This window comes from Streptomyces sp. JK94 (assembly GCF_053613315.1).
On record NZ_JBSICH010000011.1, the window covers coordinates 168,256 to 191,748 of the forward strand.

25 protein-coding genes, 1 tRNA gene and 1 riboswitch are annotated in these 23,493 nt (G+C 71.3%); of the genes, 8 read left to right on the forward strand and 18 right to left on the reverse strand.

Features of this window, described 5'->3' with window-relative positions; translation table 11 throughout:
* Positions 1-39: 39 nt before the first annotated feature.
* The 3 genes from ACVV2G_RS11280 to ACVV2G_RS11290 form a co-directional block, all read right to left on the reverse strand.
* A complete protein-coding gene (locus ACVV2G_RS11280; protein WP_453842508.1) occupies positions 40-528 on the reverse strand; it encodes a hypothetical protein in 489 nt (162 codons plus the stop codon).
* Positions 529-670: 142 nt separating this feature from the next.
* A complete protein-coding gene (locus ACVV2G_RS11285) occupies positions 671-1,498 on the reverse strand; it encodes an SAM-dependent methyltransferase (RefSeq protein WP_453842509.1) in 828 nt (275 codons plus the stop codon).
* 167 nt (positions 1,499-1,665) lie between these two features.
* Complete coding sequence (locus ACVV2G_RS11290) at positions 1,666-2,136, reverse strand: carboxymuconolactone decarboxylase family protein (RefSeq protein ID WP_453842510.1); 471 nt, start codon at positions 2,134-2,136, stop codon at positions 1,666-1,668.
* Between ACVV2G_RS11290 and ACVV2G_RS11295 the strand changes: the two genes are divergently transcribed.
* Positions 2,135-2,311: a hypothetical protein gene (locus ACVV2G_RS11295; RefSeq protein WP_453842511.1), complete on the forward strand. Its 177-nt coding sequence runs from the start codon at positions 2,135-2,137 to the stop codon at positions 2,309-2,311. The two genes, ACVV2G_RS11290 and ACVV2G_RS11295, sit on opposite strands and share 2 nt — an antisense overlap.
* Positions 2,312-2,656: 345 nt before the next feature.
* Here the strand turns inward: ACVV2G_RS11295 and ACVV2G_RS11300 are convergent, their stop codons facing one another.
* From ACVV2G_RS11300 to ACVV2G_RS11310, 3 genes are all read right to left on the reverse strand, one after another.
* Complete coding sequence (locus ACVV2G_RS11300; RefSeq protein ID WP_453842512.1) at positions 2,657-3,019, reverse strand: VOC family protein; 363 nt, start codon at positions 3,017-3,019, stop codon at positions 2,657-2,659.
* 139 nt (positions 3,020-3,158) lie between these two features.
* Positions 3,159-4,640: an MFS transporter gene (locus ACVV2G_RS11305; RefSeq protein ID WP_453842513.1), complete on the reverse strand. Its 1,482-nt coding sequence runs from the start codon at positions 4,638-4,640 to the stop codon at positions 3,159-3,161.
* 118 nt (positions 4,641-4,758) lie between these two features.
* Positions 4,759-6,144 (reverse strand): DUF445 domain-containing protein, encoded by a 1,386-nt coding sequence (locus ACVV2G_RS11310; RefSeq protein ID WP_453842514.1) that lies wholly within the window; start codon positions 6,142-6,144, stop codon positions 4,759-4,761.
* A gap of 197 nt (positions 6,145-6,341) precedes the next feature.
* On the opposite strand from ACVV2G_RS11310, the gene ACVV2G_RS11315 reads away from it, so the two are divergent.
* Entirely contained in the window at positions 6,342-7,706 is a 1,365-nt protein-coding gene (locus ACVV2G_RS11315; protein WP_453842515.1) for an SGNH/GDSL hydrolase family protein, read from the forward strand.
* Positions 7,707-7,976: 270 nt separating this feature from the next.
* On the opposite strand, the gene ACVV2G_RS11320 is transcribed toward ACVV2G_RS11315, so the two are convergent.
* The 4 genes from ACVV2G_RS11320 to ACVV2G_RS11335 are packed head-to-tail and all read right to left on the reverse strand — an operon-like array spanning position 7,977 to position 11,483.
* On the reverse strand, positions 7,977-8,813 hold the full coding sequence (locus ACVV2G_RS11320) for a DUF1707 SHOCT-like domain-containing protein (protein WP_453842516.1): 837 nt from the start codon (positions 8,811-8,813) through the stop codon (positions 7,977-7,979).
* Positions 8,814-8,846: 33 nt separating this feature from the next.
* Positions 8,847-9,845 (reverse strand): ABC transporter ATP-binding protein, encoded by a 999-nt coding sequence (locus tag ACVV2G_RS11325; RefSeq protein ID WP_453842517.1) that lies wholly within the window; start codon positions 9,843-9,845, stop codon positions 8,847-8,849.
* Positions 9,842-10,684, reverse strand: a complete 843-nt coding sequence (locus ACVV2G_RS11330; protein WP_453842518.1) for an ABC transporter permease — start codon at positions 10,682-10,684, stop codon at positions 9,842-9,844. Before ACVV2G_RS11330 ends, ACVV2G_RS11325 begins: the two co-directional genes overlap by 4 nt.
* Positions 10,677-11,483: an ABC transporter permease gene (locus ACVV2G_RS11335; protein WP_453842519.1), complete on the reverse strand. Its 807-nt coding sequence runs from the start codon at positions 11,481-11,483 to the stop codon at positions 10,677-10,679. The genes ACVV2G_RS11330 and ACVV2G_RS11335 overlap by 8 nt, the downstream gene beginning before the upstream one ends.
* A 194-nt stretch (positions 11,484-11,677) precedes the next feature.
* Here ACVV2G_RS11335 and ACVV2G_RS11340 point away from each other — a divergent pair, with 194 nt between their 5' ends.
* Entirely contained in the window at positions 11,678-14,095 is a 2,418-nt protein-coding gene (locus ACVV2G_RS11340; RefSeq protein ID WP_453842520.1) for a transglycosylase domain-containing protein, read from the forward strand.
* A gap of 3 nt (positions 14,096-14,098) precedes the next feature.
* Here ACVV2G_RS11340 and ACVV2G_RS11345 read toward each other — a convergent pair whose 3' ends face one another.
* The 3 genes from ACVV2G_RS11345 to ACVV2G_RS11355 form a co-directional block, all read right to left on the reverse strand.
* Entirely contained in the window at positions 14,099-14,419 is a 321-nt protein-coding gene (locus ACVV2G_RS11345) for a DMT family transporter (RefSeq protein WP_453842521.1), read from the reverse strand.
* A 31-nt stretch (positions 14,420-14,450) separates the two neighbouring features.
* Positions 14,451-14,520: riboswitch (guanidine-III (ykkC-III) riboswitch) on the reverse strand.
* 56 nt (positions 14,521-14,576) lie between these two features.
* A complete protein-coding gene (locus ACVV2G_RS11350; RefSeq protein WP_453842624.1) occupies positions 14,577-14,879 on the reverse strand; it encodes a GroES family chaperonin in 303 nt (100 codons plus the stop codon).
* A 77-nt stretch (positions 14,880-14,956) separates the two neighbouring features.
* Positions 14,957-15,289, reverse strand: coding sequence for a DUF3618 domain-containing protein (locus ACVV2G_RS11355; RefSeq protein WP_453842522.1), 333 nt, complete (start codon positions 15,287-15,289; stop codon positions 14,957-14,959).
* Between the two features lie 93 nt (positions 15,290-15,382).
* Here ACVV2G_RS11355 and bcp point away from each other — a divergent pair, with 93 nt between their 5' ends.
* From bcp to ACVV2G_RS11370, 3 genes are all read left to right on the forward strand, one after another.
* Positions 15,383-15,850 carry a thioredoxin-dependent thiol peroxidase gene (gene bcp, locus ACVV2G_RS11360; protein ID WP_453842523.1) on the forward strand — a complete coding sequence of 156 codons (468 nt, stop codon included), beginning with the start codon at positions 15,383-15,385 and terminating at the stop codon, positions 15,848-15,850.
* A 148-nt stretch (positions 15,851-15,998) separates the two neighbouring features.
* Positions 15,999-17,021 (forward strand): HNH endonuclease signature motif containing protein, encoded by a 1,023-nt coding sequence (locus tag ACVV2G_RS11365; protein ID WP_453842524.1) that lies wholly within the window; start codon positions 15,999-16,001, stop codon positions 17,019-17,021.
* A gap of 32 nt (positions 17,022-17,053) precedes the next feature.
* Positions 17,054-17,138, forward strand: a tRNA-Leu gene (locus ACVV2G_RS11370).
* Positions 17,139-17,181: 43 nt separating this feature from the next.
* Here the strand turns inward: ACVV2G_RS11370 and rdgB are convergent.
* From rdgB to ACVV2G_RS11390, 4 genes are all read right to left on the reverse strand, one after another.
* On the reverse strand, positions 17,182-17,784 hold the full coding sequence (gene rdgB, locus ACVV2G_RS11375) for an RdgB/HAM1 family non-canonical purine NTP pyrophosphatase (protein WP_453842525.1): 603 nt from the start codon (positions 17,782-17,784) through the stop codon (positions 17,182-17,184).
* A 143-nt stretch (positions 17,785-17,927) separates the two neighbouring features.
* Positions 17,928-18,335: a hypothetical protein gene (locus ACVV2G_RS11380; RefSeq protein ID WP_453842526.1), complete on the reverse strand. Its 408-nt coding sequence runs from the start codon at positions 18,333-18,335 to the stop codon at positions 17,928-17,930.
* Between the two features lie 179 nt (positions 18,336-18,514).
* The gene (gene rph / locus ACVV2G_RS11385) at positions 18,515-19,255 is read right to left on the reverse strand and encodes a ribonuclease PH (RefSeq protein WP_453842527.1); all 741 of its coding nucleotides are present in this window, start codon (positions 19,253-19,255) and stop codon (positions 18,515-18,517) included.
* A gap of 95 nt (positions 19,256-19,350) precedes the next feature.
* On the reverse strand, positions 19,351-19,584 hold the full coding sequence (locus ACVV2G_RS11390; RefSeq protein WP_055417150.1) for a PTS sugar transporter subunit IIB: 234 nt from the start codon (positions 19,582-19,584) through the stop codon (positions 19,351-19,353).
* A 207-nt stretch (positions 19,585-19,791) separates the two neighbouring features.
* Between ACVV2G_RS11390 and ACVV2G_RS11395 the strand changes: the two genes are divergently transcribed.
* Both ACVV2G_RS11395 and ACVV2G_RS11400 read left to right on the forward strand, forming a co-directional pair.
* Complete coding sequence (locus tag ACVV2G_RS11395) at positions 19,792-21,087, forward strand: PTS transporter subunit EIIC (protein ID WP_453842528.1); 1,296 nt, start codon at positions 19,792-19,794, stop codon at positions 21,085-21,087.
* Positions 21,088-21,352: 265 nt separating this feature from the next.
* On the forward strand, positions 21,353-22,618 hold the full coding sequence (locus tag ACVV2G_RS11400; RefSeq protein ID WP_453842529.1) for a PTS transporter subunit EIIC: 1,266 nt from the start codon (positions 21,353-21,355) through the stop codon (positions 22,616-22,618).
* Between the two features lie 57 nt (positions 22,619-22,675).
* Here ACVV2G_RS11400 and ACVV2G_RS11405 read toward each other — a convergent pair whose 3' ends face one another.
* Positions 22,676-23,428, reverse strand: coding sequence for an MBL fold metallo-hydrolase (locus tag ACVV2G_RS11405; RefSeq protein WP_453842530.1), 753 nt, complete (start codon positions 23,426-23,428; stop codon positions 22,676-22,678).
* Positions 23,429-23,493: the final 65 nt, after the last annotated feature.

Here is a 23,493-nt window from a genome sequence, read left to right on the forward strand (position 1 = left end):
CGGTGGCCTTCGAGGGGCACGGACTCGCACCCTCGGGCGTCACCACGTCACGGTCAGCGACCCTCCCACCGGCAGCGCGTGCCAGCGGTGCGCGTACTCCTCCAGCCGGGCCACGATGCGGTCGATCACCGGCGGGATCTCGCCCGCCGTCACGTACGCCGGCAGTTCCCGTGTGTGGCCGTTCCGTACCTCCCAGACGGGTACGGCGATGCCCGCCAGTTCCTCCGAGCGGGCCATGTCGGCCTTCGCCCCGGGGGCCGGCTGCGGGCGCTTCGTCCTGCGGCGCCGGTTGGCCTTGGCGCGCTCCGCGGGGTCGGCGGGCCAGAACAGGCCGTTGTCGCCGGCGGCCAGCCGCCCGTAGACGCCGAGCCCGATGCCCGCCTCGGCCTCGACGAGGAGGTGCACCAGGTCGTGCGGGAGGTACGGGTGCCCGCCGGGGCCGTTGCGCGGGGCGAGCGCGGCGCCGGTCTCGCGGTGGACGGCGATGTCGTAACTCGTCCCGGGGCCCTTGGTGAAGACGACGTGCATGTCCGCCACGGTAGGCGGGTGCGCCCACCGGGCGCACCCGCATTTCCGGCGCCCCCGCGCCGGCCGCCGGAGCGGCTCGGGCGGTGGCGCGTCCGCGCTCACAGCCCCCGGGCGCACACCTGCGCCCGGGGGCTGAGCCGGCTCAGGGCTTGCGCCCCACCCCGCAGTAGGCGTCGACGGACAGGGGGGCCGGGCCGGTCGCGTCCTGCGTCTCCGGGCGCCACGCCGTGACCTGGGTGACGCCGGGGTCGACCAGCTCCAGGCCCTCGAAGAAGCCGGCGATCTCCTCGACGCTGCGGACGTGGTACGGCGTCGCGCCGCTGGCGTTGTAGGCGTTGGAGGCGGCGATCATGCCCTCGCTCGTCGCGGTGCTGTCGCTGATGACCAGGTAACTGCCCGACGGGAGGCCTGCCATCAGGCGGCGTACCAGGTCGCGGGCCTGGTCGTGGTCGGCGACGTGGCCGAGGGTGTTGAGGATGATCAGGGCGACCGGCCGGGACAGGTCGAGGGTGCCGGCGGCGGCCTCCAGGACGGTGTCGGGGGCGTAGAGGTCGGCGTCCAGGTAGGCGGTCCGGCCCTCGGGGGTGCTGGTGAGCAGCGCGTTCGCGTGGGCCAGCACGATCGGGTCGTTGTCGACGTACACGATCCGGGCGTCGGGGGCCGCGCGCTGCGCCACTTCGTGGGTGTTGTCGGCGGTGGGCAGTCCGGTGCCGATGTCCAGGAACTGCCGGATGCCGTGCTCCCCGGTCAGGTGGCGTACGGCGCGGCCGAGGAAGAGCCGGCTGGCGTGGGCCACGTCGACGAGGCCGGGGAAGATCTCCTTGATCTGGTCCCCGATCTCGCGGTCGACCTCGTAGTGGTCCTTGCCGCCGACGAAGTAGTTCCAGAATCGGGCCGAGTGCGGTGTGGTGGTGTCGATCCTGGCCCGAATCTCCGCGGTGGCCGCGAGCTCGGAATGCGTGTCCGACACGGCGGGGTCTCCTAGGGTTGACGTCGTGGGCTGGGCACCAACCTAGTGCCGCCGCCGTCGGGCAGGCGAGAAAACGGCTGTGCACGGGGAGAGTTGCCGAGGTGCGGGCGGGGCTGACGGCTCGGACCCGTCGCGGTGCGCGCCGTCAGCCCGTGCTCCGTGGGACGTCAGCCGAACATGCCCGGCTCGTAGTCGCCCGAGGGCTGCCGGGTGATGGCGTTCAGCCGGTTGTAGAGGTTGATGACGGCGATCAGCGTGACGAGGGCGGCGAGCTGGTCCTCGTCGTAGTGCTCGGCCGCGTTCGCCCAGGCCTCGTCGGTGACGCCGCCCCCGTCGGCCAGGCGGGTGCCCTGCTCGGTCAGTTCCAGGGCGGCGCGTTCGGCGTCGGTGAAGACCTTCGCCTCCCGCCATGCCGCGAGCAGGTTGAGGCGCAGCGTGGTCTCCCCCGCCTTCGCGGCGTCCTTGGTGTGCATGTCGAGGCAGAGGCCGCAGCCGTTGAGCTGACTGGCGCGGATCTTCACCAGTTCCTGGGTCGCGGCCGGCAGCGTCGAGTCCGTCAGGACCTTGCCGGCCGAGTTCATGTGCCGCAGGAACTTGCCCGCGAGCGGGCTGGCGTACAGGTCGAGCCGAGCGTCCATGGTGCATCCCTTCGTCGTGGTCGTCGTGGTCGTCGTGGTCGTCGTGGTCGTGGTCGCTGTGGTCGTGGCCGTCGTGGCCGTCGTGGCCGTCGTGGCCGTCGTGGTCGTCGTGGTGGGTCGTCGGTGTTCGTCCTCGGGCGGACACGGCTACAACGACGTACGAGCCTGGACGTGACAGGGCGGAGGCGGGGACGGGGCGGAGACGGGGGCGGGACGGGGGCCGGCGGGCCGCGGCTCAGCCGTGCGGCGGAGAGGGGCGGGAGGAGTGGGCCGGCGGGAGGACGGCCGGGGCGCCGACGGCCGCGGTAGTGGCCGGTTGCCCCGGGTCCCACCCGCCGGCCGGGAACGCGGGGGCCCGGTCCGCCGTCCTCGGGGCCGCCGGTGCCGTGGCCCTGGCCCCGTGGGCGGTCGCCGGCCGGCGGAGCCGGCTTCCCGGGCGGCGGACGCCGCGCCCCCGAGGACGCCGGGACGCCCGGGACCGGAAGGACCCCGGGCGTCCGGGGTGCCCCTCGCACCCCCGTCACCGCGGCAGGTGCGTCAGTACGTTCACCACCCGCCCGTTGGGGTCCCGGACGAAGAAGCGCCGTACGCCCCACTCCTCGTCCCGGAGCTCCCGTACGATCTCCGCGCCCGAGGCGGCCACCCGCGCGTACACCGCGTCGACGTCCTCGACCTCCACGCTCAGGTCGGGGACGACGGGCGCGGTGCGTTCCGCGGTGAGGAAGCTGATCTGGGCGGTGGGATTGGCCGGGGAGGCCAGGGTCGCCACCCAGCCCATGTTCATGACCTCCTCGAAGCCCAGCAGGCCGTAGAAGCCGCGGCTCGTGGTCAGCTGGTCCTCGGACTCGACCCGGTGGTTCGGGACGACGCGGCGAATGGTCATCGGACGGCTCCTCGGTCGGCCGGGCGCCCGGGGCGCCCGGGTTCGGGGTGCGGGGTCGTGGTGATCGGGTGCCGGGACCGCCGTACGGCTCCCACGCCGCCGCCGCGACCCGGACCCCCCGCCGCTCGGACCCCGCCGTTCACCGCGAGCCGGCCCCCACCGACGACAGCGGCTCCGCGATGTCCTCCAGCGAGCGGCGTTCCGCCTTCACCGCGAGGAACGCCGCCACCAGGCCGGCCGCGCACATCAGTCCGGCGCCGATCCGGAAGGCCAGCACCGTGTCGCCGACCACGCCGGACTCGGTGAGGTCGGCGAACAGCAGCGGGCCGCTGATGCCGCCGGCCGCGGTGCCGAGGGCGTAGAAGAAGGCGATGGCCATCGCGCGGGTCTCCATGGGGAAGATCTCGGAGACGGTCAGGTAGGCGCTGGAGGCGCCCGCCGAGGCGAAGAACAGCACCACGCACCAGCAGGCGGTCATCGTCGTGGCCGTCAGGGAACCCTGGTCGAAGAGCCACGCCGTGCCGAACAGCAGGATGCCCGAGAGCAGGTACGTGCCCGAGATCATGATCCGGCGGCCGACCGTGTCGAAGAGGGGGCCCAGGAGCAGCGGCCCCAGGAAGTTGCCGGCCGCGATGACGGCGAAGTAGTAGCCGGTGCTGCCGGTCGGCACGTCGAAGAAGGTGATGAGGATGGTGCCGAAGCCGAAGGTGATGGCGTTGTAGAGGAAGGCCTGGCCGATGAAGAGGGAGAGGCCGAGGACCGCGCGGCGCGGGTAGCGGCCGAAGACGGTCTTGGCGATCAGGCCGAAGCCGACGCTCTTGCGCTGGTGGATGGTGATCTCACCGGCCGGCGGCGGCAGCTTCTCGCCCTTCTCCCGCTCGATCTCGCGCTCGACGGACGAGACGAGGGTGTCGGCCTTCTCGCCCTGGCCGTGGATGAACTGCCAGCGCGGACTCTCCGGGACGTGCCGGCGGACCACGAGGATCACCAGGCCGAGGACCACGCCCAGGGCGAAGCTGAGCCGCCAGCCGAGGTCCTTGGGGAAGATGTCGGTGTCCAGCATCACGATCGACAGCAGGGCGCCGCCGATCGCGCCGAGCCAGTAGCTGCCGTTGATGATGAGGTCGACCCGGCCGCGGTACCGGGACGGGATCAGCTCGTCGATCGCGGAGTTGATCGCCGCGTACTCGCCGCCGATGCCGAAGCCGGTGAGGAAGCGGAAGAGGAAGAACCACCAGGTCTCGAAGGACAGGGCCGTCAGCGCGGTCGCCGCCAGGTACACGACCAGGGTCGTGATGAACAGCTTCTTGCGGCCGTAGCGGTCGGTCAGCCAGCCGAAGAACAGGGCCCCGCAGCACGCGCCCGCCACGTACAGGGCGGCGGCGAGGCCGGTGATCTGGGCCGCGCTGATGTCCAGTCCGCTGCCGTCCTCGGCGATGCGTCCGGCGACGTTGCCGACGATGGTGACTTCCAGGCCGTCCAGGATCCAGACGGTCCCCAGGCCGATCACGATCATCCAGTGCCACCGCGACCAGGGCAGTCGGTCCAGTCGGGCGGGGACGGCCGTGGTGACGGTACCGGTGGGGGTGGGTACCGCGGCCGACGACGATGGTGCTGTCATGGCTCCCTCTCCGTCGAGCGAACGCCTCCCTTGTGCCCTGCGCCGGGAGGAACACGCCCGCCTCGCCGGGGCCGCAGGACCGCCTCGCCGGGAGGCCGCAGGGCCGCCCGCGGCGGCCCTACGCCCCCAGGATGCGGGAGACCGTGTGGATCAGCAGCCCGGCGAGCGAGCCGACCACCGTGCCGTTGATGCGGATGAACTGCAGGTCGCGGCCGATGTTCGCCTCGATCTTCTTCGTGGTGTGCTCGGGGTCCCAGCTCGCCACCGTGTCGGTGATCAGGGAGGTGATCTCGTGGCGATAGGTGCTGACCACGTACACCGCGGCGCCCTCGACCCACCCGTCGACCTTGCCCTGCACCCCGGGGTCGGAGGCCATCCGGGCGCCCAGCGACAGCAGCGAGGCCCGCACCCGCATGCGCAGTTCGCTGCGCTCGTCCTCCGCCGCCGAGACGATCATGGAGCGTACGGCCGTCCAGGCGGACGCGATCAGGTCCTGGACCTCGCCGCGCCCCAGCACCTCGGTCTTCAGCCGCTCCACGCGCGCGCGGGTGTCGGTGTCGGACTGCAGGTCGGAGGCGAAGTCGGCCAGGAAGCGGTCGAGGGCGCCGCGCGCCGGGTGGGCGGGCATGTCGCGCATCTCGGTGACGAACCGCAGCAGTTCCTTGTAGACGCGCTCGCCGACCCGCTTGTCCACGAACCGGGGCGTCCATCCGGGCGCTCCGCCCTGCACGGCGTCCATCACGGAGTCGCCGTGCGCGATCAGCCAGTCGTGGGCGCGGGAGACGATCAGGTCGACGGCCCGCTTGTGACCGCCGTCGGCGACGACCCGGTCCAGCAGCTTGCCGATGCCGGGAGCGATCTCCTGCGCGTCGGCCCGCCGGGTGATCGCCTCCCCCACCACCGCCTGCACGTCGGAGTCGCGCAGCACGGTGAGGGCGCCGCGCAGGGCGGCGGACAGCTCGGCCGTCACCCGGTCGGCGTGTTCGGGCACGGCGAGCCAGGCACCGAGGCGGCTGCCGATGCCGACGGCGCGCAGCCGCTGCCGTACGACGTCCTCGGAGAGGAAGTTCTCGCCGACGAACTCGCCCAGCGAGACACCGAGCTGGTCCTTCTTCCTGGGGATGATCGCGGTGTGCGGGATGGGGAGGCCGAGTGGGTGGCGGAAGAGGGCGGTGACCGCGAACCAGTCGGCGAGCGCGCCGACCATGCCCGCCTCGGCGGCGGCGGCGACGTAGCCCGCCCAGGCGCCCGCGCCCCGGTGCGCGGCCCACTCGGCCAGGACGTAGACCACCGCGACGAACAGCAGCAGACCGGTGGCGGTCAGTTTCATACGGCGTACGCCGCGCCGCTTCTCCTCGTCGGCCGGGCTGAAGGACGTCATCGCGCGGTCGCGGAAGGCGCCGGGGGCGGCGCGCCCGGGCCCCGCGGACGGCTCCGCGCCCGGCCCGGCACCCTCCCCGGTACCCCCTGAACCGTCCGGAAGTTCCGCTTTCGTGCGTTCCATCCACTCCACCGTTCACCGTTGCGTACCGCACACATTGTCCCTGTCCGACCGGCTCCCGGAACGGAACACGCGTTCCCGGCTTCTGTCCGGGAGGGGGAACGCCCGGGGGTCGTACGGCCTTTCCCCGGCCCATGACGCATCATGGGCTGATCCGGCCGGAGCTTCGGGCTCCCCTCGCCCGAGGAGAACAGCACAGCATGACCCGGGGTCGTGACGGAGGCGCGGGGGTGCCTCCCACCAAGCACCGTGCCCTGCTCGCAGCGATCGTCACCCTGATGGTGGCGATTTCCGCGGCCATCTACGCCGGCGCGTCCGCCGACGACGGCGCCGGGGACCGCACACCGCTCGCCGGCGGCCGTCTCCCGCGGGGCGAGGCCGCCCCCGCCTCCGCCGGCACCTGGGTCGGGGCGTGGTCCGCGTCCCCGGCGGCGGCCGAACCGGGCACCGAGACGACCGGCACGGCGGGCCTCTCGGTGCGCAACGTCGTGCACGCCGGCATCGGCGGCACCAGCGCGCGGATCACCCTGTCCAACCTGTACGGGCACTCCCCGCTCACCATCACGCACGCCTCCGTCGCCCTGGCCGCGGGCCCCGGCACCGCCGCCGCGCTCGCCGACACCATGCGCCGGCTCACCTTCCGCGGCAGCCCCCGGGTCGTCATCCCGGCGGGCGAACAGGTGATGAGCGACATCGCCCGCATCGCCGTCCCGTACGGCGCGGACGTCCTGGTCACCACGTACTCCCCGGTGCCGTCCGGCCCGGTCACCCACCACCCGCGCGCGCAGCAGATCAGTTACCTCGCCGAGGGCGACCGCGCCTCGGACGTCACGGCCGTCGCCTACACGACCGAGACCCCGTACTGGCGGTACCTGACCGCGCTGGACGTCCTGAGCCACGAGGCCGACGGCACCGTCGTCGCCTTCGGCGACTCGATCACCGACGGCCTGGGCTCCGAGGTCAACGCCAACCACCGCTGGACCGACGTCCTCGCCGAGCGGCTGCACGACGCGGCCCGCGACGGGCGGGACACGCCCCGCTACAGCGTCGTCAACCAGGGGATCAGCGGCAACCGCATCCTGACCGGCAGGAGCGGCCGGCCCGCCGACAACCCGAGCGGGCTGAGCCGGTTCCCACGGGACGTGCTGCAGCGCACCAACGTCAAGGCCGTCGTCATCGTCCTCGGCGTCAACGACATCCTGCACAGCCCCGAACTCGCCGACCGCGACGGCATCCTCGACGGCCTGCGCACCCTGACCGGCCGGGCGCACGCCCGCGGACTGAAGGTCGTCGGCGCGACGATCATGCCGTTCGGCGGCCACCGCGGTCACACGCGGGCCCGCGAGGCGATGCGGCAGGAGATCAACGAGGAGATCCGCTCGGGCCGCGTGTTCGACGCGGTCGTCGACTTCGACCAGGCGCTGCGCGACCCGTACGACCCGCGCCGGCTGCGCTCCGCCTACGACAGCGGTGACCACCTGCACCCCAGCGACGCGGGGTACGCGCGGATGGGCCGGTTCCTGGACCTGGACGACCTGAAGGGCGCGGCGCCGGTCCAGCTGTGACGGGGCTTGTCGGGGGCCGAGGGAGCCGGGGGGCCGGGGGGGCCGAGGGAGCCGGGGAGCCGGGGAGCCGAGGGAGCCGAGGGAACGGGAGGGGCGCCGACGCCCACCACCCGACACCGCCCGCCGACCGCCGCCCATCGCCCACCGCTCGCCGACCCCGCGATCCGGGCCCGGCGGCCGGCTCAGCGCTCGCCCGGCTCAGGGGCCACCCCGCTCAGGGGCCACCCCGCTCGGGGAGCACCCCACCCGGGCCCCCACCCGGGGCCCCGCTCAGTCCTCGTCCCGCCTGCGGCGGCCCCGCTCCTCGCGGCGCAGTTCGCGCTGCTCGCGGCGTTCGTCGCGGTGCTCGCGCAGCATGTCCCGGTGCCCGTCCAGCATCCTGCGGTGGACCCCCTCCACGTCGTCCCGGTAGGAGCCGTGCAGTTCCCTCGTCGCGGCCCTGCGCTCCGGCTTCTCCTGCCGGCGCTCCTCCTTCTGCCGCTGCCTCTCCGCCCGCGTCACCTTCCGCCGGACACCGACGCCGCCCCAGAAGGCGAAGCCGGTCACGATCACGCGCGGAGCACCCGGGTCGCCCGGGACGCCGGACTCCCGGTGGTCGAAGTCGCCCATGAACCCGACACCGCGCACGTCCACCTCGACGCCCGGCGGCACGATCACGTCCACCCCGCCCATGATCGCCACGCAGTTGACCACGACCTCGCGGTCGGCGAAGTCGGCCTCCCGCAGGTCGATCTCCCCGCCGCCCCAGAACGCGAAGGAGGTGAACCGCCTCGGCACCGTCCAGCGCCCCTTGCGCTGGAACCCGGACATCACCGCGACCGCCCACGACGACGACCCCTCACCACCGGTGATCCGGCCCGCCCAGCCCCCGGCCGCCGCCGGCTCCTTGGTCATCGACACCGTGGGCGCCACCACCGCCCCGCCGACCGGCAGGTCCCGGGTGATCGGCGCCAGCTCCCCGTACGTCCGCGCGCGGTACGTGGCGTCCAGCCGCTCCTCGAACTCGGTCATGTCCAGACGCCCCTCCGCGAGGGCGTCCCGCAGGACCTCGGCGACTCGTTCACGGTCGGCGTCGGATGCGCGGAGTTCCGGGGCGTCGTCGGTCATGTACAGCAGCCTACGAGGTCGCCGCGCCGGAGACTACGCGCTCGTGCGCTCCGCATACATCTTGGCGATCACCGACTCGATGTCCGGTTCCCGCACCGACAGGTCCACCAGCGGATACTCCGCCGCGATCCCCGCCACCAGCCCCGCCGCCGACGCCGAGGCCGGGAACGCCAGCCACTGCCGCGGCCCCTCCACGCGCACCACCCGCGCGGGCGCCGGCACCCGGACCGGCGGCACCTCCCGCTCCAGGTCCACCACCAGGGTCCGCTCGCTCTCCCCCGCCTCGTGCAGCCCGGCGAGCGGACCGTCGTACACCAGCCGCCCGTGGTCGATCACCATCACCCGGGAACACAGCTGCTCGATGTCCTGCAGGTCGTGCGTGGTCAGCAGCACCGTCGTGCCGCGCTCCGCGTTCAGGTCCCGCAGGAACCCCCGCACCTTGGCCTTGGAGACCACGTCCAGACCGATCGTCGGCTCGTCCAGGTACAGCACCTCCGGGTCGTGCAGCAGCGCCGCCGCGATGTCACCGCGCATCCGCTGCCCCAGCGACAACTGCCGCACCGGCACGTCCAGCAACTCCCCCAGCTGGAGCAGCCGCACGCAGCGCTCCAGGTTCTCCCGGTAGCGGGCGTCCGGGATGCGGTACATGCGGTGCATCAGCCGGTAGGAGTCGATCAGCGGCAGGTCCCACCACAGCGTCGTCCGCTGCCCGAACACCACCCCCATACGCCGTGCCAGCCGCGTCCGCTCCCGGGACGGATCGATACCGGCCACCCGCAGCCGGCCACCGCTCGGCGTCAGGATGCCGGTGAGCATCTTGATCGTCGTCGACTTCCCGGCCCCGTTCGGACCGATGTAACCGACCATCTCGCCGCGCGCCACGGAGAACGACAACCCGTCCACGGCCCGCACCCGCCGCAGCTCCCGCTTCAGGAAACCGGTCTTCCTGCGCACGTCGAAGACCTTCTCCACCCCGTCCAGCTCGATGAAGCCCGCACCGGACCCCGCGATGTCCTCCGCCAACGCCCTCAACTCCCCGTACTCCGATACGAACCCAGCCCCGCCCGCCAGGCCAGCCCCGCCAGCCCGCAGCAGGCCACGGCCACGAACGGCGGCAGGAACACCACCCACGGGGGCACCTCCAGCGGATACGGCCGCCCCAGCACGTAGCACGCCGGCAGCCAGTTCACGAAGGCCAGCGGCACCACGAACGTCACCCCCCGCACCATCTCCCGCCCGAACACCGTCGGCGGATACTGCAGCATCGTCGTACCGCCGTAGGTGAACGCGTTCGACACCTCCGAGGCGTCCTGCGCCACGAACTGGAACGCCCCCGCCGCCACGAACACCGCGCAGAAGATCCCCGCCCCGCTGAGCAGCATCACCGGCATCAGCAGCAGCTTCGCCACCGACCAGTCGACGTCCACCACCGTCAGCGCGTACCCCAGCACCAGCAGCCCCTGCACCACCCGCCCCAGCCGGCGCAGCGCGAACCGGTCCGCCGCCACCTGCGCCAGCACCGGCGCCGGACGCACCAGCAGCGTGTCCAGCGTGCCGTCCCGCACCCGGCGGCCCAACCGCTCCATCGACCCCATCGCCAGGTCGGCCAGCCCGAAGGACACCCCCGACAGCCCGTACAGGAACGCCACCTCCGGCAGGGACCAGCCCCCCAGGGCGTCGACCCGCGAGAACATCAGCAGGATCGCCACGAAGTCCAGCGCGGTGATCGCGAAGTTCCCGAACACCGTCAGCGCGAACGACGTCCGGTACGCCATCGTCGACCGGATCCACATCGCCACGATCAGGCCGTACACCCGCAGCCCCTCCGCGACCCGCCCGCCCCCGCCGGCCGCGTGAACCGTCTCAGCCACCCTGCACCACCACCCGCCGCGTCGCCGCCGACTGCACCAGCCGCCCCACCGCCAGCAGCGCCACCGCCCACCCCGCCTGGAAGACGAACGTCCCCAGCGCGCCCGCCTCCCCCAGCAGCACGTCCGCCGGCCCCTGCAGCAGCGACGACCACGGCAGCACCCGCACGACCTCGCCCAGCGCCCCCGGGAACACGTTCAGCGGCAGCAGCATCCCCGAACAGAACAACCCCACGATCATCCCCATCTGCTTCACCCCCGCCCCGTCCATCAGCCAGAACGCCGACAGCGCCATCAGATAGCGCAACGCGAAACTCACCACCATCGCCAGCACCACCGCCACCAGGAACGCGCCCCACACGGACACCTCCCGCGGCAGCGCCACCGGGAAGAACAGCGAACCGAACGCCATCGGCACCACCCCCCGCCCCGCCAACTGGAACAGCGCCCGCCCCACGTCCGCCGCCAGCCACCACAGCTGAAGATCCGCCGGCCGGTACAGATCCACGGCGACATCACCCGTACGGATGCGCTCCATCAGCTCGTCCTCGAACCCGCCGCCCCCGATCGCCAGCCCCGCCAGCAGCGCCTGCCCCAGCCACACGAACGTGACGGCCTGCGCCTGGTCGTACCCACCGAGCTGCGGTTTCTCGTCCCACAGGGCCAGATAGGTGTACATGAGGACCAACCCGAACACCGTGTTGGTGAACACCCCCGCAGCGGTGGCCGCACGGTACGTCGCGTACCGTCGGAATCCCCCCGCCGCGACGGCCGCGTACAACCGCCCCGAGCCCACGCCCACCGCGCTCCCCTCCGACCGGCACCGAAGCGCAGGAGCCTAGTGTGACGGCGACCGCCCGTGCCACGGATTTTCACGGGTGTGCCGCCGAGTGGGAACGGAACGCCCGGTGCGAGAGTCTTCCTCAGAGGGCGCAGAGGCGTACAAGGCCGTAAGGGACCAGACCGTACGACGCGAAACAGGAGTCCGTGCACGAGATGAGTGACGAGCCGCAGCCGCAGCAGCCGAACCAGGGCGGGGCGCCGGGAGAGCCATCGGCGGCCGCCCCGGGGGTCGAGGGCCCGGCCGGCCAGGACGAGCCCAAGAAGCCGAAGCGGCCCAAGCGCACCGGCTGGCGCCGGCTGGTCCCGACCTGGCGCATGGTGCTCGGCACCTGCCTCGTCGGCCTCCTGCTGCTGATCGGCGGCTTCTTCCTGGGCTACTCCCTGGTCCACATCCCGGCCGCCAACGCACTCGCCACCAAGCAGTCCAACGTCTACCTGTACGCCGACGGCAGCGTCCTCGCCCGCGACGGCGAGGTCAACCGCGAGAACGTCGGCCTCGCCCGCATCTCCAAGGACGCCCAGCACGCCGTCCTGGCCGCCGAGGACCGCGACTTCTACACCGAGTCCGCCATCGACCCCATGGCCATGGTCCGGGCCGGCTGGAACACCGCCACCGGCAAGGGCAAGCAGTCCGGCTCCACCATCACCCAGCAGTACGTCAAGAACTACTACCTCGCCCAGGAGCAGACCGTCACCCGCAAGGTGAAGGAGTTCTTCATCTCGATCAAGCTCGACCGGGAGAAGAGCAAGAACGACATCCTCGAGGGCTACCTCAACACCAGCTTCTTCGGCCGCGGCGCCTACGGCATCCAGGCCGCCGCCCAGGCCTACTTCGGCGTCGACGCCAAGGACCTCACCGCGAGCCAGGGCGCCTACCTCGCCTCCCTGCTCAACGCCCCCAGCCAGTACGACGTCGTCGCCCACCCCGAGAACCGGCCCGCCGCCGAGGCCCGCTGGAACTACGTCCTGGACGGCATGGCCGACAAGGGCTGGCTCAGCCCCGCCGAGCGCGCCGACGCGACGTTCCCCTCCCCCAAGAAGTCCACCATCTCCACCGGCATGTCCGGCCAGCGCGGCTACGTCGTCAACATCGTCAGGGACCACCTGATCCAGAACGGCATCGTCGACGAGGAGGAACTCGGCCGCGGCGGCTACCGCATCACCACCACCCTGCAGAAGGACAAGCAGGACGCCTTCGTCAAGGCCGTCGACGACAAGCTGATGTCGAAACTGGACGAGGACCGCGAGGTCGACAGCTACGTCCGCGCCGGCGGCGCCTCCGTCGACCCCAGGACCGGCAAGGTCGTCGCGATGTACAACGGCGTCGACTACGTCAAGCAGTACACACCCAACGCCGTCCGCCGCGACTTCCAGGTCGGCTCCACCTTCAAGCCCTTCGTCTTCACCTCGGCCGTCGAGAACGACTCCACGACGCAGGACGGCCGCATGATCGGCCCCAACACGGTCTACGACGGCACCAGCGAACGCCCCGTCCAGGGCTGGAGCGGCGGTGACTACGCCCCGGAGAACGAGGACCACCACGACTACGGCGACGTGACCGTCCGCGAGGCCACCGACAAGTCCATCAACGCCGTGTACGCCCAGATGGCCGTGGACGTCGGCTCCGACAAGGTCCAGCAGACCGCGATCGACCTCGGCCTCTCCAAGAACACCCCCGAACTGACCCCCTCCCCCTCCATCGCCCTCGGCGTGGCCACCGCCAGCCCCCTCGACATGGCGGAGGCCTACGCGACCCTCGCCAACCACGGCAGGCACGGCACCTACACGCTGGTCGAGAAGGTCATGAAGGACGGCAAGCAGAAGGTCGAGCTGCCCGAGCGGCGCGAGCGCCAGGCCGTCAGCCGCGAGGCCGCCGACACCACCACCTCCATCCTGCGCAGCGTCGTCCAGAACGGCACCGCCACCGCCGCCCAGGCCGCGGGCCGCCCCGCGGCCGGCAAGACCGGCACCGCCGAGGAGGACACCGCAGCCTGGTTCGCCGGCTACACCCCCGAGCTGGCCACCGTCGTCTCGGTGATGGGCCAGGACCCCAAGACCGCCGCCCACAAGTCCCTCTACGGCGCCATGGGCCTGGCCCGCGTCAACGGCGGCGGCGCGCCCGCGGAGATCTGGGGCCAGTACACCCGCGACGCCCTCGAGGGCGAACCGGTCACCGACTTCGACCTCCGGCTCCAGACCGGCGCCGACGCCACCCGCGCCCCCTCCGCCGAGACCTCCGACACACCGGGCTCGGGCGACGGGAGCACCGGCAGCGACCCGGGCGACGACCCGACCGGCGGCGAGTCGACCGGCGGCGAGACCCCGGGCGGAACCGGCAGCGGCACCAGCACCCCGCCCGGCGACACCGGCGACACCGGCACCAGCGACCCGTCCAACGGCGGCCCCACCACGGGCGGGGCCAGCGGCGAACCGGGCCCCACGGGCGGCACCGACGACTCGACGAACGGCGGCGGCACCACCGAGGGCGGCGAGGACACCGGCGGCGCGGGCGGCGGCGACCCGGACACCGGAACGGTCTCCGGCATCCCCATCACCCCGCGGCGGCAGTGAGCGTCAGTGACCGGAGGTCGCCTTCAGGCCCACCACGGCGACCAGCAGCAGACAGATGAAGAAGATCCGGGCGGCGGTCACCGGCTCCCCCAGCACCACCATGCCGAGCACCGCCGCACCGGCCGCCCCGATGCCCACCCACACGCCGTAGGCGGTACCGATGGGCAGCGTCCGCGCCGCGTACGACAGCAGCACCATGCTCGCCACGATCCCGGCACCGGTGAGCAGACTGGGCACGAGACGGGTGAAACCGTCCGTGTACTTCATCCCGATCGACCAGCCGACCTCCAGCAGACCGGCGACGACAAGCAGGACCCACGCCATGACAGGCACCTCCGCGAAACGAACCGAACGGGGTGCGTCGTCTTTGCCTTCAGCCCGGTACGGCGCGTCTCGTCGGGCCCCTCCAACGTAGCAAAGACAGGGGAAAAGGGCTGGTGACCTTGACCACCAGCCCCTTCCGCCGTCTCCTACCGCGGGTTCACAGGTACAGGCCGGTCGAATCCTCCGACCCCTCGAACCGGTCCGCGGCCACGGCGTGCAGATCGCGCTCCCGCATCAGCACGTAACCGACCCCCCGCACCTCGACCTCCGCGCGGTCCTCCGGGTCGTACAGCACCCGGTCACCCGCCTCCACGGTCCGTACGTTCTGCCCCACCGCGACGACCTCGGCCCAGGCCAGCCGCTTGCCGACCGCCGCCGTGGCGGGGATCAGGATGCCGCCCCCGGAACGCCGCTCGCCCTCACCGGCGTCCTGCCGCACGAGTACGCGGTCGTGCAGCATGCGGATGGGCAGTTTGTCGTCCGGGGAGCCGTGCTCGTTCTTCTTGGCGCTCACGCCCTGAACCTACCTGCCCCGGCTCACCGGCCGCGCCGCCGGGTACCGCCCAGGGCCAGCAGCCCCACGACCCCGACGACCACGAGCGCGACGGGCACGACCCGTTCCATCCGCGGCGCGCCCGCCTCGTCCACGAACTGCGACTTCACATCGCTGACCACCCGATTGACCTGGACGTACGTCCGTCCGAGGGTGTGATCGACGCTGGAAGCGACCTTGGCCTTCGCATCGCCCACGATCGTTTTCGGGTGCACCCGCATCCCGATCTCGTCGAGCGTCTCGGCCAGCACCTCGCGGCGGCGCTTGATGTCCGCCTCGATCTGCGCCGGGGTTCTGATGTCCGACGTGTCCGCCACCGTACGGCCTCCGAAGTCTGCTGACGCTGTTCCGGACAGTCTGTCAGCTACTCGCTTCTCTGCACTGTCAGGACCCCCGGTTACGCTGGATCGATGAGCGAGCGACTCCAGCCCGGGGACCCGGCCCCCGCCTTCACCCTCCCGGACGCCGACGGCAACGAGGTGTCCCTGTCGGACCACGAGGGCCGCAAGGTCATCGTCTACTTCTACCCTGCCGCGCTTACCCCCGGCTGCACCAAGCAGGCCTGCGACTTCACGGACAACCTGGAACTGCTCGCCGGCGCCGGGTACGACGTGATCGGCATCTCCCCCGACAAGCCCGAGAAGCTGGCGAAGTTCCGCGACGCGGAGTCCCTGAAGGTCACCCTCCTCGCCGACCCCGACAAGAAGGTCCTCGACGCGTACGGCGCCTTCGGCGAGAAGAAGAACTACGGCAGGACCTACCTGGGCGTCATCCGCTCCACGATCGTCGTCGACGAGGCCGGCAAGGTCGAGCACGCCCTGTACAACGTCCGCGCGACGGGCCACGTCGCCAAGATCATCAAGGACCTGGGCATCTGAGCCTGCCCCACGGGGCCCGCACCGGCTGACCCCGGTACGGGCCCTTCCGCATTCCGTACGTGACAGTCCGACAAACGGTTCGTTACTCCGTACGAGGCTGCGAACGGACGGCCGGGACGGACGGCCGCGGCGGAGGGGACACGGCTCGATGGAGAGCAGTACCTATGCACGGGAGCGGCTCGCGGGAGCCGTCGCCGAAGCCCGTAATTGGACGGATCCGATGCGGCGGCTGGGGCTCCGGGCGAGTGGAGGGCAACGCCGGGTGCTGCGGGAGAAGGGCGCTGCTCACGGGCTCAGCACCAGCCACTTCGTCCAGCGCAGCCCGTGGCGCGCGTATCCGGACGCCGCCATCGCGGTGGCTGCCGCGTCCTCGTCGTCACTCCGCGAAGTAGCCCTCGAGCTGGGCGCCACTCCGGCCACCGGGACGCTCTCCCACATGCGTCGCCGGATCAGCGCCGCGGGCATCGACGTCAGCCATTCTCCCGGATTGAAGGAGCCCGGACCGGACCTGCCTTTCACACCGGAGGAGCTGAGTGCCGCAGCCGCGACGGCCACGAGCATCCGTGGCGTGGCCCGGGCCCTGGGGATACCGGACGACAGCCGCTCACGCGCGACCCTGCGGCGTGTGCCGCGCGATGAGGGCGTCGAGACGGGCCACTTCTCCCACCGGCGCATCACTGTTCCCGAGGACGCTCTGCGAGACGCGGTGAAAGGCTCGTCGAGTTACGCGGACGTCATGCGCCGGCTCGGCCTGGACGTCAACGGCACCAACCACCGGCGCGTGCGACGGGCCGTCGCCCGGCTGGGTCTCGATACGAGTCACTTCGGGCGCCGGTCATGGGCCCGGCCCGAGCGCCCCGTGCCCGAGCCCGTCGCCCCGCGCGTGCTCGTCGAACTGCCGCCCCACGCCGGACGGACGAACAGGACGCAGCTCCACCGGGCCCTGACCGAGATCGGTGTGCCCTGCGCATGCGAAACCTGCGGAAACACCGGCGAGTGGCGGGGGCAGTCCCTCACCTTGCAGATCGACCACGTCAACGGCGACCGGCGTGACAACCGCCGGGAGAATCTGCGCTATCTCTGCCCCAACTGTCACGCTCTGACGAAGACCTGGTGCCGACGGAAGAGAAAGGCGCCCCTCACCGAAGCAACCGAAGTACCCGTAGACTGAACGCCGTCGGTCGAGCGTGATGACCGTTTTGAGCGGCCGTGATGGAATTTGGCAGTCATGCTGGGTTTAGGTCCCAGTGGGTTAACACCCGTGTGGGTTCGAGTCCCACCGGCCGCACACAGCAGGAGGGGCCTCCTCAACGGGCGGCCCCTCCACCCTCTCAGCCCAACAGCTCCCGCACCGCCGGTACCAGGGCGCGGAACGCCTTGCCGCGGTGGCTGATCGCGTTCTTCTCCGCTGCCGTCAGTTCCGCGCACGTGCGGGTCTCGCCCTCCGGCTGGAGGATCGGGTCGTAGCCGAAGCCGCCCGTGCCGGCGGGGGCGTGGCGCAGCGTGCCGCGGAGCCGGCCCTCGACCACCCGTTCCGTGCCGTCGGGCAGGGCGAGGGCCGCCGCGCAGGCGAAGTGGGCGCCCCGGTGTTCGTCGGCGATGTCGCCGATCTGGGCGAGGAGGAGGTCCAGGTTGGCCCGGTCGTCGCCGTGGCGGCCGGCCCAGCGGGCGGAGAAGATGCCGGGGGCGCCGTTCAGGACGTCGACGCAGAGGCCGGAGTCGTCGGCGACGGCGGGCAGGCCGGTGGCCCGGGCGAGGGCATGGGCCTTGAGAAGGGCGTTCTCGGTGAAGGTGACGCCGGTCTCCTTGACGTCGGGGATCTGCGGGTAGGAGTCCGCGCCGACGAGGTCGTGGGGCAGGCCTGCGTCGGCGAGGATGGCCCTCAGTTCGGTGATCTTTCCGGCGTTGCGGGTGGCGAGGATCAGGCGGGTCATGGGTTCAGTATCCCGGGGGCCCGCCGGTCCGTTTCCACCCGCTCCCGTCACGGTGGCTGTTACGGCGTCCGTCACGGTGGCTGTTACGGCGTCCGCTATGACGTCCGTCACTGTGGCCGCTACGGCGTCCGTCACCACGGCTGCTACGGCGTGCAGACCTTCGTCAGTTCGCCCGCCGCGTCGGTGACGGGGCTGAGGTCGGGGGTCTCGTCGCCGTTCTCCACCGAGGTGCGGACGTTGTCGACGGCCTTGCCGAGGTCGTCGACGGCCTTGCCGACGTCGGCGTTGTCGGTCTTGTCGCCGATCCTGTCGAGGTTCTCGTCTATGGAGGTGAGGGATTCCTCGATCTGCGCCGGATCGTCGGAGGCGCTGTCGACGGCCTGCTGGAGTGCGGTGACGCTGTCGGCGATGGCGTCGGCGGCCTGGACGCAGTCGAGGGCCTTGTCGACGGCGTCGCAGCCGGTGGTGAGGCCGGTGGTCAGGGCGAAGGCCGCCACGGCTGCGGCGGTGACGGTGGTGCGGCGAAGGCGGCGGTGGCGGCTCGCGGCCATGGGTCTCGGTCCTCCCCTTGGGACAGGCCGGGCGGCCCGTGTGCGGTGGGTCAGTTCTACGGGCGCACGGCGCGCGCGGCCGTACGCCCGGGGAACTGCTGTACTGCTAGTGACGCGGCGGCGGGCGGCGGAGTTGCGTGTCCGGGCCGCCCTTTCCTGACGCGTCGTTGGGGTTCTCTTTACTCTCCGAGGGTGGCGTCGAGTGCCTTGCGCTGGAGGCCGGCCAGTTCGGTGCAGCCGGCGGCGGCGAGGTCGAGGAGGGCGTTGAGTTCGTCGCGGTCGAAGGGCTCGGCCTCGGCGGTGCCCTGGACCTCGACGAAGCGGCCGTCGCCGGTGCAGACGACGTTCATGTCGGTGTCGGCGCGGACGTCCTCCTCGTAGCGGAGGTCGAGGAGGGGGGTGCCGTCGACGATGCCGACGGAGACGGCGGAGACGGTGCCGGTGAGGGGCTTGCGGCTGGGCTTGATGAGTTTCCTGGTGGTCTGGGCCCAGGTGATGGCGTCGGCCAGGGCCACGTAGGCGCCCGTGATCGCCGCTGTGCGGGTGCCGCCGTCGGCCTGGAGGACGTCGCAGTCGAGGACGACGGTGTTCTCGCCGAGCGCCTTGTAGTCGATGACGGCGCGCAGGGAGCGGCCGATGAGGCGGCTGATCTCGTGGGTGCGGCCGCCGATGCGGCCCTTGACGGATTCGCGGTCGCCCCGGGTGTTGGTGGCGCGGGGGAGCATGGCGTATTCGGCGGTGACCCAGCCTTCGCCGCTGCCCTTGCGCCAGCGGGGGACGCCTTCGGTGACGGAGGCGTTGCAGAGGACTCTGGTGTCGCCGAAGGAGACGAGGACGGAGCCTTCGGCGTGCTTGCTCCAGCCGCGTTCGATGGTGACGGGGCGGAGTTGCTGGGGGGTGCGGCCGTCGATGCGTGACATGCGGGTGAGCCTAGCGGCCCATGCGGAAGGGGCCTTCGCCGCTGTGGAATCGCGGGGGGAAGGCCCCTTGCCGGTGGGAGGTGAACCGGTGGGTTCTACATCATGTCTTCGATCTCGGCGGCGATCGGGTCGGCGTCGGTGCCGATGACGACCTGGATGGCGGTGCCCATCTTGACGACGCCGTGGGCGCCGGCGGCCTTGAGGGCGGCTTCGTCGATCAGCGCGGGGTCGTTGACCTCGGTGCGGAGGCGGGTGATGCAGCCTTCGATCTCGTCGATGTTGTCGATGCCGCCGAGGCCGGCGACGATCTTCTCAGCCTTGCTGGCCATGTTCCTTCTCCCTGGTCCGAACCGCTTTGTCGCAGTAACCCACAGTTGGCCCATCTTCGCGAGCGGTCATGCGGTGCGTACCGAATGATGGCGTCACGACAGCGGAACCGTCGTCAACTGGTCTACACCACCCGACTGACGGCCGCCAAACCGCCTCCCGTGTACGGGGCCCGAGGGGCGGCCGGACGGAGACCGGATGGAGACCGGATGAGTGCCGACAGCGGGGTCAGCCCTGCTCGCGCCCGTTGGAACAAGCTGTTCCAGGGGTTGCAGAAGATGGGTCGCAGTCTTCAGTTGCCCATCGCGGTTCTGCCCGCGGCGGGCATTCTCAACCGGCTGGGGCAGCCGGACGTGTTCGGGGACGACGGGCTGGGCTGGTCGAACGTCTCGAAGGTGATGACCGGCGCGGGTGGCGCGCTGCTGGACGGTTCGCTGGGGCTGCCGCTGTTGTTCTGTGTGGGCGTGGCCATCGGGATGGCGAAGAAGGCGGACGGTTCGACGGCGCTGGCGGCGGTGGCGGGGTTCCTCGTCTACTTCAACGTGCTGCGGCAGTTCCCGGAGGACTGTCCGGAGGGGGCGCAGGCGGTCGCGCAGGTCGGCTGTCGGCTGACGGACGGGTCGGGGACGGTGACGGCGTTCACGTTCCAGAATCCGGGTGTCTTCGGCGGCATCGTGATGGGGCTGGCGACGGCGTACTTCTGGCAGCGGTTCCATCGTACGAAGCTGGTGGACTGGCTCGGTTTCTTCAACGGGCGGCGGCTGGTGCCGATCATCATGGCGTTCGTGGCGATCGTGTTCGCGGCGTTGTGCCTGTGGGTGTGGCCGCCGGTCGGTGACGCGCTGGAGGGTTTCAGCGACTGGCTGACGGGTCTGGGCGCGTGGGGTGCGGGCGTGTTCGGGCTGGCGAACCGGGCGTTGCTGGTGATCGGCCTGCACCAGTTCCTGAACGTGCCGATGTGGTTCCAGTTCGGTTCGTACACGAAGCCGGACGGCACGGTGGTGCACGGGGACATCAACATGTTCCTGGCGGGGGATCCGGATGCGGGGCAGTTCACCACGGGGTTCTTCCCGATCATGATGTTCGCGCTGCCGGCGGCGGCGCTGGCGATCACGCACTGCGCGAAGCCGCACCGGCGCAAGGAGGTCGGCGGTCTGATGCTGTCGGTGGCGTTGACGTCGTTCGTGACGGGGATCACGGAGCCGTTGGAGTACTCGTTCCTGTTCATCGCTCCGGTGCTGTACGCGGTGCACGCGGTGCTGACGGGTGTGTCGATGGCGGTGACGTGGGCGCTGGGTGTGAAGGACGGGTTCAGTTTCTCGGCGGGGTTGATCGACTACGTCATCAACTGGAATCTGGCGACGAGGCCGTGGTTGATCATTCCGATCGGTCTGTGTTTCGCGGTGGTGTACTACGTGGTCTTCCGGTTCGCGATCACGCGGTTCGACCTGAAGACGCCGGGGCGGGAGCCGGAGGACGAGGTGGAGGACGTCACGAAGGTGTAGGGCTCGCGTAGGCTTGGCCCGTGGTCTTGCGAGGGCCCCCGGAGCGTCGCGCCGGGGGCCCTCGGCGCGCCTTCGCGGGGTGTCCGCCCGGGGGCCCGGGGCCGGTACTGCGCGTAGCGTCCCGGTCGCGGAATCGTGGGTTCCTTACACGGCCTTCATCGTGCTACAACAGGTCTACACCACTGAGTGGTTTAGACCTGCGACGACGCCGTCCTCATCCTTCCCTTGCGACCGGGCGGCGCGCCCTGTCCCCCTGGAGGATGTTGTGACCACGCCCAGCGCCGCGCCCGCGGCCGAGAAGAAGAAGGGCGCCGGTGTGATGGCTGTGCTGCAGCGCATCGGCCGCAGCCTGATGCTGCCGGTCGCGGTGCTGCCCGCCGCCGCCCTGCTGGTGCGCCTCGGCAACACCGACATGCTGGGCCGCCCGGAGTTCCCCGGGTTCCTGACGAGGATCGCCGGGTTCATGGCGGCCGGCGGCAACGCGATCCTCGACAACATGGCGCTGCTGTTCGCCGTGGGCATCGCGATCGGCTTCGCCAAGAAGTCGGACGGTTCCACGGCGCTCGCGGCGGTCGTCGGCTACCTGGTCTTCAAGAACGTGCTGGCCACGTTCACCGACGAGAACCTGCCGCAGGTGGCGAAGGCCGTCGACGGCAAGGTCGTCATGACGGACGCGCCCGTGGACGCCAAGGTCCTGGGCGGTGTGGTGATGGGTCTCGTGGTGGCGCTGCTCTACCAGCGCTTCTACCGGACCAAGTTGCCCGACTGGGCGGGGTTCTTCGGTGGCCGCCGTCTGGTCCCGATCCTGTCGGCCTTCGCGGGCCTGGTCCTCGGCATCGTCTTCGGCTACATCTGGCCGGTGCTCGGCACGGGTCTGCACAACTTCGGTGAGTGGCTGGTCGGTTCCGGTGCCGTCGGCGCGGGCATCTTCGGTGTCGCCAACCGCGCGCTGATCCCGATCGGCATGCACCACCTGCTGAACTCCTTCCCGTGGTTCCAGGCGGGCTCGTACGAGGGCAAGAGCGGCGACATCGCCCGCTTCCTGGCCGGTGACCCGACCGCGGGCCAGTTCATGACCGGCTTCTTCCCGATCATGATGTTCGCGCTGCCGGCGGCCTGCCTGGCGATCGTGCACTGTGCGCGCCCCGAGCGCCGCAAGGTCGTGGGCGGCATGATGTTCTCGCTCGCGCTGACGTCGTTCGTCACCGGTGTGACCGAGCCGATCGAGTTCACCTTCATGTTCATCGCGCCGGTGCTGTACGCCATCCACGCGGTGCTCACCGGTGTGTCGATGGCGCTGACCTGGGCGCTGGGCATGAAGGACGGCTTCGGCTTCTCGGCCGGCGCGGTCGACTTCCTGCTGAACCTGGGCATCGCGAGCAACCCGTGGGGCCTGGCCCTGGTGGGGCTGTGCTTCGCGGCCGTCTACTACGTGGTCTTCCGGTTCGCGATCACGAAGTTCAACCTGCCGACGCCCGGCCGTGAGTCGGACGAGGAGCTCGCCGAGCTGCAGAAGGCGGAGGGCAAGTAGTCCGCACGCGCGAAACGGCGGGGCCCGGTCCTGGACCGGGCCCCGCCGTTTCGCGTGTCAGACCTCGTACACCGCGCCGGGCGCCGCCACCTCCACCGCCCCGTCGTACACCTCGCGCGCGTCGGCGAGGTTGATGCGGGGGTCGGTCCACGGGGGGATGTGGGTGAGGACCAGGCGCCGGGCGCCGGCGCGGGCGGCGGTCTCCCCCGCCTCGCGGCCGTTGAGGTGCAGGTCGGGGATGTCCTCCTTGCCGTGCGTGAAGGCGGCCTCGCACAGGAACAGGTCGGTGTCGCGGGCCAGTTCGTCCAGTACGGGGGTGACGCCCGTGTCGCCGGAGTAGGTCAGCGACCTGCCGTCGTGCTCGACGCGGATGGCGTAGGCCTCCACGGGATGCGCGACCCGTTCGGTGTGCACGGTGAAGGGGCCGACCTCGAAGGTGGACGGCTTGACCGTGTGGAAGTCGAAGACCTCGCTCATGGACGAGGCGGTGGGGGTGTCGGCGTAGGCGGTGGTGAGCCGGTGCTCGGTGCCCTCGGGGCCGTGGACCGGGAGGGGGCCGCAGCGGCCGCCTTCGTGCCGGTAGTAGCGCGCCACGAAGTAGGCGCACATGTCGATGCAGTGGTCGGCGTGCAGGTGGCTGAGGAAGATCGCGTCGAGGTCGTAGAGACCGCAGTGGCGCTGCAGCTCGCCGAGGGCGCCGTTGCCCATGTCGAGGAGCAGCCGGAAGCCGTCGGCCTCGACGAGGTAGCTCGAGCAGGCCGATTCCGCGGACGGGAACGACCCCGAGCAGCCGACGACGGTGAGCTTCATGAAGCAGAAACCTCCGCTGGCGCGTGTGGAGAGACGGGGGTCGTGCGGTGCGTCGAGCGTACGGC

Excerpts from the sequence above, each read along its gene's own strand:
- ACVV2G_RS11280 (WP_453842508.1), bottom strand. The coding sequence starts at position 528 with ATGCACGTCGTCTTCACCAAGGGCCCCGGGACGAGTTACGACATCGCC.
- ACVV2G_RS11295 (WP_453842511.1), top strand. The coding sequence starts at position 2,135 with ATGGTGCATCCCTTCGTCGTGGTCGTCGTGGTCGTCGTGGTCGTCGTG.
- ACVV2G_RS11290 (WP_453842510.1), bottom strand. The coding sequence starts at position 2,136 with ATGGACGCTCGGCTCGACCTGTACGCCAGCCCGCTCGCGGGCAAGTTC.
- ACVV2G_RS11300 (WP_453842512.1), bottom strand. The coding sequence starts at position 3,019 with ATGACCATTCGCCGCGTCGTCCCGAACCACCGGGTCGAGTCCGAGGAC.
- ACVV2G_RS11305 (WP_453842513.1), bottom strand. The coding sequence starts at position 4,640 with ATGACAGCACCATCGTCGTCGGCCGCGGTACCCACCCCCACCGGTACC.
- ACVV2G_RS11310 (WP_453842514.1), bottom strand. The coding sequence starts at position 6,144 with ATGGAACGCACGAAAGCGGAACTTCCGGACGGTTCAGGGGGTACCGGG.
- ACVV2G_RS11315 (WP_453842515.1), top strand. The coding sequence starts at position 6,342 with ATGACCCGGGGTCGTGACGGAGGCGCGGGGGTGCCTCCCACCAAGCAC.
- ACVV2G_RS11320 (WP_453842516.1), bottom strand. The coding sequence starts at position 8,813 with ATGACCGACGACGCCCCGGAACTCCGCGCATCCGACGCCGACCGTGAA.
- ACVV2G_RS11340 (WP_453842520.1), top strand. The coding sequence starts at position 11,678 with ATGAGTGACGAGCCGCAGCCGCAGCAGCCGAACCAGGGCGGGGCGCCG.
- ACVV2G_RS11345 (WP_453842521.1), bottom strand. The coding sequence starts at position 14,419 with ATGGCGTGGGTCCTGCTTGTCGTCGCCGGTCTGCTGGAGGTCGGCTGG.
- ACVV2G_RS11350 (WP_453842624.1), bottom strand. The coding sequence starts at position 14,879 with ATGCTGCACGACCGCGTACTCGTGCGGCAGGACGCCGGTGAGGGCGAG.
- bcp (WP_453842523.1), top strand. The coding sequence starts at position 15,383 with ATGAGCGAGCGACTCCAGCCCGGGGACCCGGCCCCCGCCTTCACCCTC.
- ACVV2G_RS11365 (WP_453842524.1), top strand. The coding sequence starts at position 15,999 with ATGGAGAGCAGTACCTATGCACGGGAGCGGCTCGCGGGAGCCGTCGCC.
- rdgB (WP_453842525.1), bottom strand. The coding sequence starts at position 17,784 with ATGACCCGCCTGATCCTCGCCACCCGCAACGCCGGAAAGATCACCGAA.
- ACVV2G_RS11380 (WP_453842526.1), bottom strand. The coding sequence starts at position 18,335 with ATGGCCGCGAGCCGCCACCGCCGCCTTCGCCGCACCACCGTCACCGCC.
- rph (WP_453842527.1), bottom strand. The coding sequence starts at position 19,255 with ATGTCACGCATCGACGGCCGCACCCCCCAGCAACTCCGCCCCGTCACC.
- ACVV2G_RS11390 (WP_055417150.1), bottom strand. The coding sequence starts at position 19,584 with ATGGCCAGCAAGGCTGAGAAGATCGTCGCCGGCCTCGGCGGCATCGAC.
- ACVV2G_RS11395 (WP_453842528.1), top strand. The coding sequence starts at position 19,792 with ATGAGTGCCGACAGCGGGGTCAGCCCTGCTCGCGCCCGTTGGAACAAG.
- ACVV2G_RS11405 (WP_453842530.1), bottom strand. The coding sequence starts at position 23,428 with ATGAAGCTCACCGTCGTCGGCTGCTCGGGGTCGTTCCCGTCCGCGGAA.